Source organism: Roseinatronobacter sp. S2 (assembly GCF_029581395.1).
Lineage (GTDB): Bacteria > Pseudomonadota > Alphaproteobacteria > Rhodobacterales > Rhodobacteraceae > Roseinatronobacter.
This window is the reverse complement of the sequence record NZ_CP121113.1, coordinates 933418-945688: the sequence shown is the minus strand read 5'-3', so window position 1 is coordinate 945688 and position 12271 is coordinate 933418. Positions and strand designations below refer to the sequence as shown.

Genomic DNA, 12271 nt, shown 5'->3' with positions numbered 1-12271 from the left:
CAATGCCGACAGTCTGGGGCGTCCATATGGGCGGGCACGTTTCCGACCGACCGACCGAGGGCGGCTATGTTGCTATTGGCTGGCGGGAGCTCGGCGACCTGCGCACGATCCCTGCCGACCGCGAAGCCTTCAAGGTGGCGCTGCGTGAGTCAATCCGCGATGTGAAGGAAGGTGCGGTTCCGGTATATGCCGGGCTTCTATTCCGGTTCGTTCACGAGATTCAGGCGGGTGATATTGTGGTTTATCCGTCGAAGCATGATCGCATGGTAAATATCGGTCGCTTTACGGGCGAGGCTTCCCATGTGCCCGACGACCCCGACGAATACCCCAACCGACGTGTGGTCGAGTGGCTGGGCCATTTCCCTCGAACAGATTTCACCCAAAGCGCGCTTAACGAAATCGGTTCGTTCATCACGCTATTCAGGGTGCGGGTGCACGCCGCTGAGTTCCTGGCAAAGGTCAACCTCGGCCCCGCCCTGAACCAGATCGAGGCCAGACCCGAGACACAGGAAGACGCAGCCGACGACGACACGGCAACCGAGGCCGTGGCCAGACAGGCCGAGGGAACCACAAGCGATTTCGTTATCCGCAGAATCATGGCTGGGATGACCGGGCACGAGTTCGAGCACTTCGTGGCCCATATCCTCGAATGTATGGGCTACACGACCCGGGTGACGACGAAATCGGGTGACGGTGGCGTTGACGTGATCGCGCATATGGATGCGCTGGGGTTTCAGCCGCCTATCGTGAAGGTGCAATGCAAGCGCAGGACCGAACAGACGCCGCGCCCGGACGTTGACCAATTGCTCGGCACGCTGGGCGAAGGTGAGTATGGTCTATACGTCAACCTCGGCTCCTACGCACGCGGGGCAGTCGAGTTGGAGCGGAACCGTGCCAAGTTGCGCCTGATCGACGGGGAACAGTTTGTCGAGATGCTGCTAGAGAACTATGCCATGCTCGCGCCGAGGTATCGGTCGCTGATTCCGCTAAAGCAGATATACGTTCCCGACTTGTCTAATCCCTGAAGGGCTATCTTGACCAACGTTTGAATATCTTCACCGTGATGAGTCGGGTGTTGCTTCAGGAATATAGGCGACCCCAACGACGAACCCGCCGAAACCCTGCTGGCCCGCATCCGCGAAGCACCCACCGCCGCGCCGAAGCCAAAACGTGGCAGACGGAAGACCAGCGCCTGATCGCGTCCTGACGAATTCAGCGCCGCTACGCGCTGCACGCGCATTGGATGCGCTCACATAATGCTCAGGCAGCGGATAACGGCTACCGACCCTCTAGGGCCTTGACGCGCTGCTCAAGCTCATTCAGGCGCGCGTCCAGTTTGGCGATTGACTGGCCTTTCGTCGCCGCCAGAAACTTGAGGCCACTTTCTGACGTCACGGGATTTGTCGCGCGCTCTTCGGACAACGAAGCTTCCAACCGAAACAGAATTTCTTGGGTCATCGTTCGGTTGTTCGCCTTCGCGACCTCCTGAAGCCTGTCTCGCAGGTCTGATCCCTCCGCAAATCGGAGCAGAAGCTGCTGCCCTTCCCGCTTTCTTACAGCCATATTTTCTATCCCTTATATATCATATGGATATTGACGGCGACCGAGTCGGCGTATATCCCTGAGATATCACACTAGAAGCGCAAAGGGGAACATTATGTCCGACGCTACAACCGCTGCCCTGTTACTTCGGCTGCCCGAAACACTGAAAGAGTGGCTCCGTGAAAGGGCGAGCGGGAATGATCGATCGATGACTGCCGAAGTCAAAGCCATCCTGAAAGCCACACAGCAAAGCGCGCCACCGGCCGAGCGAGGCAACAATGGATAAACCATCATCAATTGCAGACAAGCCGTCTGCGAAGCGCAGTCCAAGGTTTCCAGTTGTGGAGGCGAAGAAAGCCATCTCGCTGTTAAGGGGTCTTGGCAAATCAATAGCAGCAATTCGGATGTTCCCGGATGGAGGCTTTGTCGTGATCGCATCAGGCAAAGCGACCCCTGCGGAAGCGATTTCAGAAGAAAACTCTTGGGACAGGATGTTCGATGCGCAGACGAAATGACGAAAGACCGCCCTTTGTCCATATCTATCGTGACCGCCACGGGAAGGAGCGGATATATCTCAAGAAGCCCGGCCTGCCAAATGCTCGGCTTCCCGGACCGCTGCTAAGCAAGCCGTTCTGGGCAGCCTACAACAAGGCGATAAGGGGTGAAGCCCAGCTGGAGGTTCAACCGACATTTGTAAGCCGTAACACAATCTCGGCTTTGGTCGATGCATACTACAGGTCGCCCAACTACAAGAACCTCGCCGAGTCTACTCGCCGGACGTATCGCGCTCAGTTCGACAAATTCAGGGAAGCGTATGGCGACAACCCAGTTGCTGGCTTCAAGCGCAGGCATGCCAAGCGTATCCTTGAAGAGATGGCAGATAGGCCAGAAGCTGCCAACTCGCTACTTAAACGACTGAAGGTGTTGATGGGTTATGCTTTGGAACTGGAGCTGATAGAGGCTAACCCCCTGACAGGGTTAAAGGGGTTCAAAAGCCACGGAGACGGCTATCATACTTGGACTGAAGACGAAATCGCTGCGTTCGAAGCACACCATCCGATCGAAAGCAAAGCGCGTCTCGCCATGACACTTATGCTTTGCACAGGTCAACGCCGCTCTGATGCTGTCCGAATGGGGTGGCAGCATGTTAAGGGCAAACTGATTTCCGTCCGACAGCAGAAGACGCACGCGTCGCTTCAAATACCGATCCACCCCGATCTCGAGGTTGTGCTGGCTCAAACCCCCCGAACGAACCTCACATTCGTGCTGACCGAATATGGCAAGCCTTTCTCCCCGGCTGGGTTTGGTAACTGGATGCGAAAGATGTGTGACGCAGCGGGGCTTCCAGCATGCTCGTCTCACGGGTTACGAAAAGCTTGTGCAAGGCGCTTGGCAGAAGCAGGCTGTAGCAACCAAGAAGTCAAGGCCATCACTGGCCATGAAACCGAAGCAGAAGTCACGCGATACACGAAAGCTGCTGATCAGAAACTGATGGCTCAAAAAGCCATGGCCAGACTGGTCAGCTCGAGAGATGATCCCAATTCTGCTAACCACACTGCTAAGGTTAGCAGATTAGAGCCATAACTCATTGGCAAACAAAAATACTTCGGAGGTGGTGGCAGCCCGTAGGGGAATCGAACCCCTCTTTCCAGGTTGAAAACCTGGCGTCCTAACCGATAGACGAACGGGCCACGCTGGTGGTGAGGCGCTGTTTAGGCAAAGCGCGCGGGCAGCGCAAGTGGTTTTCGTGCAGAATGTCAGATGAAATGATCAGTTTTTCATTCCGGCCCTGCATCGGGTGCGGCAGCGTCCTCCAGTCGCAGTTGCGGGGTCTGACGCCCGCCCCAGTGGTTGATCTCGATTTGCCCCGCCAAGTGTATCCTGCGCCCTTGGGATGTCATGAGAAAGGACCCAAGGTCCGTTTCAAACGCACGAAATGCCACAGCATCCAGTGTCGGGCCATGATCGCCGCCAAAGCGCAGCCGCAAATGCGATTCGCCCATGGGGCGCGTGGACCGGACAGCCATATCGGCAAAGGCGAAACGCGGCGCGCGCATGCTGGCACCAAACGGCCCTGCCCTGTCAAGCTGGTCAATCAGTTCGGGTGTGACCGCCCCTGGCATCAGCATGCCATCCAGCTTCAGACCGGCCGCCGGCCTGTCTGCGGCACCCTGTCGCGCCAGCAGATCGCCCAGGCGCGCCATCGCGTCTTCCATCTGCGCGCGCGCCACCGTCAGGCCAGCGGCCATTTTATGCCCGCCGCCCTTGATCAACAGCCCCTCATGCGCAAGCCGCTGGATTGCCGCCCCCAGATCGACCCCGGGCACGGACCGGCCGGACCCTTTGCCAAGGTCCCCTTCCAGCGCAATTACAATCGCGGGGCGGTCTGTGGCTTCTTTCAGGCGCGCTGCGGCAATCCCTATGACGCCCGGGTGCCAGCCTTCTGCGGCGGCCCAGACAAGTGGTCCGTCCAGACCGCGCGCTTGTGCCTGCGCAAGGGCCTCAAGGCGCACATGCGCTTCGATCTCGCGCCGTTCGGCATTCAGGGTTTCCAGCTTCTCGGCCAGTGCGCTGGCCTCATGCGGGTCATCCGTGGCCAGAAGTCTTGCGCCCAGATCGGCCGCACCAATCCGCCCGCCCGCATTCACGCGCGGCCCCAGAACAAAGCCCAAATGATAGGCCTTTGGGGCGGTATCCAGCCGCGCGATATCCGCCAACGCCCGCAGCCCGACGCGCTTGCGTTCGGCCATGACACGCAACCCCTGCCGCACGAAGGCGCGGTTTACACCAATCAAGGGCGCAACATCCGCCACCGTTGCCAGCGCGACCAGATCCAGCATTCCCATCAGGTCCGGGCCGGTCTTGCCCCCCTCGCGCAGTTGGCGGTTGCACTCGACCAGCATCAGAAACACCACGGCGGCCGCACATAGATGGCCCAGATCGGTGGTTTCATCCTGCCGGTTGGGGTTCACGACCGCCACTGCATCCGGCAGGGTTTCACCCCCCAGATGGTGGTCCAGCACAATAACATCAGCACCTTTCGCAGCCGCGATAGGGCCATGGCTAAGGGTGCCACAATCAACACAGATAATCAGCTCATGCGTGTCTGCCAGCGCGGCCATAGCGGGTTCATTCGGCCCATAACCTTCGTCAATGCGGTCGGGGATATACAAGGTGGCACGGCACCCCATATCGCGCAGCCAGCAGATCAGCAGTGCCGCTGATGCGCCACCATCAACATCGTAATCGGCAAAAATGGCAATGCGTTCACGCCGCGCAACGGCCTGCAAAAAACGTGCAGCGGCAGGTTCCATGTCCAGCAGGGTGCGCGGGTCCGGCAAATGCTCGCGCAGTGTCGGCATAAGGTAGCCTTCGGCCTGATCGGGCATAACACCGGCGCGCGCAAGCACCGCACATACCGCACGCGGCAGCGAACTGCCTTGGGCGATGGTTTCGGCCAGCCGGTCCGATGCCGCATCAGGGCCGACCCACCGTCGCCCTGTCGCGGAATGCCCGACACCCAGAAATAGCGGCGCATCACTCATGGCATAAAATCGCAGCCGCAGATCGGGCTGTCACAAACTCGCCATGCAACTGCGAAATAGCCATGTCATGGATCTGCTGCGGGGTGACAGGGGGCGCATCAGGGGACCAACTGGTATCGGCATTGCTTGCGAATGCGGCGCAGGCATCATGCGCCAAGGTGACCTGAAACCCAAGATTGGCCGCCATACGGCAGCTTGTAGACACGCAATGCGGCGTCGTCAGCCCCGCGATAACCAGCGCGCCCAGATCACGACTGCACAGCCAGTCGTGCAGGCCCGTCCCGATGAAAGCCGAATTGACATGCTTTTCAAACACCACCTCATCCGCTTGCGGGGCAAGACCGTCAATCCACGCAGCCCCCGTACGGCCAAGCGGGCTGTCAGGTTCGCGGCTTAGATGGCGCACATGGACAACCGGCGCGCCCGCCGTGCGCCACGCCGCCAGCAAGCGCATGGCATTTGCTTCCGCATCAGGGTTGTTCCGCGCCCCCCATAGGGGCGCAGAAAACCCTTTCTGGAAATCGATCAGCAGCAAGGCCGTGTTCTGATCCGGTTTCATCTTGCCCAAAATACTCCGGGGGGGGTTGGGGGGGCGGCGCCCCCCGTTTGGTTCCTCAGATAGGCGTGCGGTAAGTCATGCGCCGCACCGATCCGGTTTTCGAACGCATCAGCAGCGTGTCCGTGGTCACCCAACCCGGTTCGGTGCGGATGCCCTTGACGATGGACCCGTCGGTCACGCCGGTCGCGGCAAAGATAACATCGCCCGTCACCATTTCATCGCGGGTATAAACCTTGTCCAGATCCTCGATTCCCGCGCGGCGCGCGCGCGCGATTTCATCATCATTGCGAAACAGCAGCTTGCCATAGATCTGCCCGCCCATGCATTTCAACGCAGCCGCCGCCAGAACCCCTTCGGGCGCGCCACCGGACCCCATATACATGTCGATGCCGGTAATGTCTGTTTCCGCGCAATGGATCACACCGGCCACATCACCATCCATGATCAGCCGGATCGCCGCGCCCGTAGACCGCAGATCGGCAATCATGTCTTCATGGCGCGGGCGTTCCAGCACGCAAACGGAAATATCCGACGGTGCGCAGCCTTTGGCCTTGGCCAATGCGCGCACACGTTCTGACGGGGACATGTCCATGGTCACAGTGTCGGGCGCATAGCCGGGGCCGATGGCCAGTTTGTCCATATAGACATCGGGCGCATGCAGCATGGTGCCGCGCGGGGCCATGGCGATAACGGTCAGCGCGTTCGGGAAATCCTTGGCCGTCAGGGTCGTGCCTTCCAGCGGGTCCAGCGCAATGTCCACTTCGGGACCATTCCCGTTGCCCACTTCTTCGCCGATATACAGCATGGGCGCTTCGTCACGTTCGCCTTCGCCAATGACAACACGTCCCGCAATGTCGAGCATGTTCAACTGTGTGCGCATCGCATCCACAGCGGCCTGATCCGCCGCCTTTTCGTCGCCACGCCCGACAAGTTTCGCAGAAGCAAGCGCTGCCGCCTCTGACACGCGGGCAAGGCCAAGCGAGAGCATGCGATCATGAAATTCGGGGGATGTGGTCATTGCGGGGTTCCTTTGCGAGATGCGCTTTCACGCTATCTAGACCCCGCCGCTTGCCCGACACAAGCCTTGACTGGCGTGGTTGCGCCAACTCCGGGGATGAATGGGACGAAAACGACTCAATCTTCCTCAATCGCCATTGCAACCGGCTCTCCGACAAGGACGCCGGTTCCGGCAGCCAGCGTGCAGGCATGGTCAATCGCATCGCGGGTCGTTTTATGCGTGATGATCACCACAGGCGCGCGGGTGTCCTGATGACCATACTGGCGCATGCGATTGATGGACACACCCGCACTGCCCAGCGCTTCGGCCACTTTGGCCAGCGCGCCGGGTTTGTCCAGCAACGACATACGCAGATACCACGGTTTCGCCGCCGTCGCCTTGGCCGATATGGCGGTTTGCAGCGTGGTTGCAGGCTGGCCAAAGACCGGCAGCCGCATGCCGCGCGCAATATCAACCACATCCCCGATCACGGCACTTGCTGTCGGCCCTTCGCCCGCGCCGGGACCACGCAGAATGACCTGCTCGACGGCGTCACCTTCGATGACAATCATATTCGTGCCACCCTTCAACTGCCCCAGCGGGCTGTCGGCGGGCACCAGACACGGCGACATGGACTGCTCCAGCCCGCGGCCCGTCACACGCGCCACGCCCAGCAACTTGATGCGCAGGCCCAGATCCCCCGCCGCGCGAATATCCTCGATCGAGATACGCTCGATCCCGGATGTCTGGATGGCGTCAAAATCCGGCTTCACCCCGAAGGCAATGGCCGAAAGCAATGTCAGCTTATGCGCCGCATCTATGCCGCCCACATCCAATGTCGGGTCCGCTTCCAGATAGCCCAGCTGGTTTGCTTCCTCGAACACGGTTTCATAAGGCAGGCCCGCATCTTCCATGCGGGTCAGAATATAGTTGCAGGTGCCGTTCATCACCCCTTTGACACGGGTGATACGGTTCCCCGCCAACCCTTCGCACAGCGCTTTGATAACCGGAATCCCGCCAGCGACCGCCGCCTCAAAACGCAGTGCAACGCCGGCCGCTTCTGCGCGTTCGGCCAGTTCCTGCCCGTGCAGCGCCAGCATTGCCTTGTTTGCGGTGACAACATCCTTGCCAGCATCAATCGCGGCTTCGGTCAGGGCCTTGGCGGGGCCGTTTTCACCACCCATCAATTCGATCACAACATCCACATCATCGCGGCGCGCAAGGGCTACGGGATCATCCTCCCAGTCATAGGCGGAAATGTCGACACCGCGATTGCGGGTGCGGGATTTGGCGCTGACCGCAGAAATCACGATCTCGCGGCCTGTGCGCAGTGTCAGCAAATCCGCGTTCCGCTGGATTATCCGCACCAGACCGACCCCGACGGTGCCAAGCCCTGCAATACCAAGTCGCAATGGGGATGTCATAAGCTGTGCTCCGCCTGTAGATGAAAACCGCAGCCCTGTTAGCGCCTTGTGCTCTGGCTTGCAATGCAGGCCACGGTGATTTCCCCGCAACTGCGCGGCAAAGCTGTGTCAGTGCGCCTTGCGGCCCTGATGCTGCAAGGCCTGCGCCAGCGCGCGGGTCAGTTCTGCAATCTTGTAGGGCTTGCCTAGAACGGCAACAAACCCTTTGTCGTAATAGGTCTTGATCTGGTCTTGCATGATGTTGGCTGTGGCTGCGATGGCAAGCGGCGGGGCGGCGCCTTGCTGCAATGCACGTTCCCGAATGCAGGTCAGCGCATCAAACCCGTCCATCACCGGCATTGAAATGTCCAGCAGCAAAATGTCGTATTTTCCCGCTTGCCAGTTATCACAGGCTTCCTTCCCGTTTTCACTGAAATCCGCCTGAACACCGACCTTGCGAAGCATCGATCTAAGGATGGTTGCATTGGTCTTGTTGTCTTCGGCAACCAACACCCGCAAGCCTGTTGGCAGTGCAGGCGCGGTCACTGGCGCAACTTCGGGCACCCTGACCGTGTCACCGGCCAAAGGTAATGGCAGGCGCAGATCAATACGCGTGCCCTGCCCCGCTGCGCTGGCAATCTCGATCTGGCCATTCATGATCTGCACCAGCTTGCGCACGATGGACAGCCCCAGACCGGAGCCACCGAACCGGCGCGTTACCGAATTGTCGGCCTGTTCAAATTCGTCAAATACGCGGGCCAGCTGGTCCTTGGTCATCCCGATGCCCGTATCGGTGATCGAGCACACTATGTCCTGATCGGTGCCAACGCGCGCCACCAGTTGTATGGACCCTTTTTCGGTGAACTTGACTGCGTTGCCCAGAATATTACCCAGAATTTGCCCCAGCCGGTGTTCATCCCCTATACGGGCCTTGTCCAGTCCCGGCCCAAGATCCAGAATTATTTTCAATCCCTTGGCATAGGCATTCACACCATGTAGCGATTGCATGCGGTGTAGCAGATTTTCCGGTACGAAGGGCACCGGATCAAGCGCCAGCTTGCCCACCTCAATACGGGCAAGGTCCAGAATGTCGTTCAGGATCGTCAATAGCGCATCACCGGACGTGCGGATTGTGTCCAGCATATGGGCTTGCTGTCGCGTCAGTTCGGTATCGGACAGCAATTCTGCCATGCCCAGAATGCCATTCATCGGGGTGCGGATTTCATGGCTCATATTCGCAAGAAATGTCGATTTTGCACGGTTGGCAGCTTCTGCGGACTCTCTTGCCATGTGCAGTTCGGTCACGTCGGTATGCAGGCTTACATGGCCCCCGTCGCGTGTCGGCATATCACAAATGCGCAAAATTTTCCCGCATGTCAGCCGCTGTTCATAAACCCGTTCCGTGGTGCGGTCATAAGCCATCCTTTGTTGCAGCCAGTCTTCCTCGCATCCAAGGGCGTCGGCAATTTCACCTGCCGCAAGGGATACGCGCAGCAGATCCTTGAACTTCGCACCCTCTTTCATGGCATGGGCGGTCAATGAATAGATTTCACGAAAACGCGAATTGGCCAGAACAAGCCGGTCTTGCGCGTCAAACAGGACAAACCCGTCCTGAAGCGCCTCGACCGCGGAATAAAGCTGCGCCCTTGCGGCAAGGGCCGCCTGTTCTGCCGCATGGGCCTGTTCCTGTGCGGCAATCAGCGGCGTGATATCGGACCCAACACCGCGATACCCCTGAAAAACCCCGTTGCCATCATAAAACGGCATGCCACTGGCGCGCAGCCATACCTTTTCGCCAGATGTCTTGCGTATCCAGTAGACGAAATTGCTGAAGGGCGTTTGGGCACTCATGGTGGCAGACAGCGCGGCCAGATCCGCCTGAATTTTGGGATCGGGATTATCTGCATTCAATTCGGCGCGGGTCTTGCCGATATGGCTGGGGGATTCGCCGACTGTGCGTAAATACCCGCCAGACACATAGGTAAAACGCTGCCCCGCATCTTGTTCCCAAAACCAGTCCGAACTGCTTTCGGTAATGTCGATCAGGCGCTTTTCAGCCATATCGCGCGCACTCAGGGCGTGTTCCAGTGCATCGCGGGCCGACAGAATGGCCTGTTCACGTTCCACTTGCTCAGTCACATCCAGCGCAATGCCTGACATCTGTAACGCGTGCCCGTCTGACGCCTGCCGAACAACATTCCCCCGCAGATGAACCCACATCCAATCACCATTGGCATGCTGAAGGCGCATTTTCTTGTCCAGCCGGTTTGCATCCCCGGACAGAATTGCGTTGAAATCCGCGTCCACACCAGACCTGTCATCGGGGTGAACAAGTCGTCTGAATTGTTCTATGCCCAGCATGGCGTCGTCGAATTTGCGACCCAGCATTTCACCCCACACCTTGTTGACAAGGGTGACGCGGGTTTCAAGATCCCATTCCCAGGTGCCCACGCGCGCACCTTCGATGACCAGCTCCAGCCGTTGCTGGGCCTTGCGCAGTTCTGTCACATCAAGGCGCAGGGTCACCCGCCCCCCGTCCGGCGTGCCCTTCTCATGAATGCGCATCCAGCGCCCGTCAGACATTTCTTCTTCAGCTTCAAATATTGTGCGATGACGTTGCGCCAGTCTCTGGACAAGCCAGGCTTCGTCTTTCTCGGCCAAGTTCTTGTATTCGCGATGTTTCAGGCGCAGGCGTATGATCTCTTCATACGGCATGCCCGTTTTCAGCAACTTTCCTGACTTCGGAAAATGATCCCTGTAGGTCTGATTGCACAGCACAAGCCTGTCATCCGGGTCGTAAATCGCGAATCCATCCACCAGCGCTTCAACTGCGGCGGTCAGGCGTTGCCGTGCGGCTTCGGCTTCCTGTTTGCGTTGTTCAATTTCCGCCTCATGGGCGCGGCGGTCGGTCTGGTCATCGACAAAATGCCAGATCGCCGGGCGCTCCGCAGTATCTGTCGCCAGAACCCCGCTAAGTTTTATGTGCGCAACCGACCCGTCGGCACGGAAATACCGTTGGTCTATGGGGCCATAGCGGCCGGTTTTCAAAACCACATCAAGTTGATGCAGCGCGTCCTGCATACTGTCCGGCGTGGTGATCTGGGCCATATTCATTTTTCGGAAATGCGCACGTTCATACCCGGAATCGCGTAAGAACGCTGGATTGGCATCCAGAAACAGCCCGCTATACAGATCGCTTTGCGCAATTCCGATCGGCGAGGAGTCGAATATCTGCTGTAGCTGCTTTGTCCGAATTTCCTCGCGGCGGGCGGCGTGCTGTTCACTGGTTATGTCACGAATGATGAACACATACCCGCCGGCCATGTTCTGCCACTGCACCGCGCGGGCCTCGAACCACCTTTCCTGATCGCGGACGGGCAGTGGATACCTGCGCGGCGCGGTGACTTTGCCTTCATCAACAGCCTTCATCAGCTGGGCTGCAATCTGGGCGACATCCGGCGGAAGGGAATCAATCAGTGACCGGCCCAAGAGCTTTTCAGGTGGCATAATCTCGACCTGATCCGTGGATGGATGCACCGTGCGAATGATCCCTTTGCGATCCACCTCTATAATCAGATCCGGCATCGCAGCCAGCGTGGCGGCCAACTGGTCGCGGCTTTCGCGCAAGGCCTGTTCTGCCTTCAGCCGCAGGTTCAGCGCGCCAATTCCGTTCGCAACCGCGCGCAGCAAGAACATGTCATCTTCGCTGAAATCACGCGGGCCGTTCACCGCGTCATACCCAACGAACGCCACCGGCAAACCGTTTTCGACGACCGGAACCACCAATAGCGAAACGACACCCTGCATCTGCAAGGTTTCGCGTTCACCGGCACGGTCATCGGGCAGATCGTCGACGCGGGCGACATAGACCGACTCGTCTTTCAGAAAACAGTCATACCATTGCGCAATAATTTCATGCGGCACATATTGCAGTTCGTCCTTCATTGGCACGATACCGGGCGCGACCCATTCATGGGTGCACGTCCAGAACGCCCCGTCACGCATCCAGAACAGGTAGGTTCTGTCCAGTCCGGCCGCGCCCCCCAATTCGGCAAGAACTGCATTTGTCGCCGTGTCCGCCTGCGATGTGCTGACCCGCGCAAGCCGATTCAACAGGTCAATCGCCAGCCGTTCCAAACTGCGCGCCTTGGCGGGCTTACCAGTAAATGCTCGCATTCTGTGTTCGTCAGTCATAACCGAGTGTTGCTGTCCAAACGCGTTCAGT

10 protein-coding genes and 1 tRNA gene are annotated in these 12271 nt (G+C 58.9%); 4 read left to right on the top strand and 7 right to left on the bottom strand.

The window, feature by feature from the left end; all coding sequences use genetic code 11:
* Positions 1 to 2: 2 nt before the first annotated feature.
* A complete protein-coding gene (locus P8S53_RS04400; protein WP_277805949.1) occupies positions 3 to 1025 on the top strand; it encodes a restriction endonuclease in 1023 nt (340 codons plus the stop codon).
* Positions 1026 to 1278: 253 nt separating this feature from the next.
* On the opposite strand, the gene P8S53_RS04395 is transcribed toward P8S53_RS04400, so the two are convergent.
* Positions 1279 to 1563 carry an Arc family DNA-binding protein gene (locus P8S53_RS04395; RefSeq protein WP_277805948.1) on the bottom strand — a complete coding sequence of 95 codons (285 nt, stop codon included), beginning with the start codon at positions 1561 to 1563 and terminating at the stop codon, positions 1279 to 1281.
* Between the two features lie 94 nt (positions 1564 to 1657).
* On the opposite strand from P8S53_RS04395, the gene P8S53_RS21405 reads away from it, so the two are divergent.
* Genes P8S53_RS21405 through xerC form a run of 3 tightly spaced genes read left to right on the top strand, consistent with a single transcriptional unit; the run spans position 1658 to position 3126 of the window.
* Positions 1658 to 1828: an Arc family DNA-binding protein gene (locus P8S53_RS21405; RefSeq protein WP_373418509.1), complete on the top strand. Its 171-nt coding sequence runs from the start codon at positions 1658 to 1660 to the stop codon at positions 1826 to 1828.
* Positions 1821 to 2057, top strand: a complete 237-nt coding sequence (locus P8S53_RS04390) for a hypothetical protein (protein ID WP_277805947.1) — start codon at positions 1821 to 1823, stop codon at positions 2055 to 2057. The genes P8S53_RS21405 and P8S53_RS04390 overlap by 8 nt, the downstream gene beginning before the upstream one ends.
* A complete protein-coding gene (gene xerC / locus P8S53_RS04385; protein ID WP_277805946.1) occupies positions 2041 to 3126 on the top strand; it encodes a tyrosine recombinase XerC in 1086 nt (361 codons plus the stop codon). The genes P8S53_RS04390 and xerC overlap by 17 nt, the downstream gene beginning before the upstream one ends.
* Positions 3127 to 3158: 32 nt before the next feature.
* Here xerC and P8S53_RS04380 read toward each other — a convergent pair.
* From P8S53_RS04380 to P8S53_RS04355, 6 genes are all read right to left on the bottom strand, one after another.
* Positions 3159 to 3233, bottom strand: a tRNA-Glu gene (locus P8S53_RS04380).
* An 87-nt stretch (positions 3234 to 3320) separates the two neighbouring features.
* Positions 3321 to 5087 carry a single-stranded-DNA-specific exonuclease RecJ gene (gene recJ, locus P8S53_RS04375; RefSeq protein ID WP_277805945.1) on the bottom strand — a complete coding sequence of 589 codons (1767 nt, stop codon included), beginning with the start codon at positions 5085 to 5087 and terminating at the stop codon, positions 3321 to 3323.
* The gene (locus P8S53_RS04370) at positions 5080 to 5646 is read right to left on the bottom strand and encodes a cysteine hydrolase family protein (protein ID WP_277805944.1); all 567 of its coding nucleotides are present in this window, start codon (positions 5644 to 5646) and stop codon (positions 5080 to 5082) included. The genes recJ and P8S53_RS04370 overlap by 8 nt, the downstream gene beginning before the upstream one ends.
* Before the next feature lie 55 nt (positions 5647 to 5701).
* Positions 5702 to 6664, bottom strand: coding sequence for a class II fructose-bisphosphatase (gene glpX / locus P8S53_RS04365; protein ID WP_277805943.1), 963 nt, complete (start codon positions 6662 to 6664; stop codon positions 5702 to 5704).
* Positions 6665 to 6780: 116 nt separating this feature from the next.
* Positions 6781 to 8067, bottom strand: coding sequence for a homoserine dehydrogenase (locus tag P8S53_RS04360; RefSeq protein ID WP_277805942.1), 1287 nt, complete (start codon positions 8065 to 8067; stop codon positions 6781 to 6783).
* A 108-nt stretch (positions 8068 to 8175) separates the two neighbouring features.
* Entirely contained in the window at positions 8176 to 12222 is a 4047-nt protein-coding gene (locus P8S53_RS04355) for a PAS domain S-box protein (RefSeq protein WP_277805941.1), read from the bottom strand.
* Positions 12223 to 12271 lie beyond the last annotated feature (49 nt).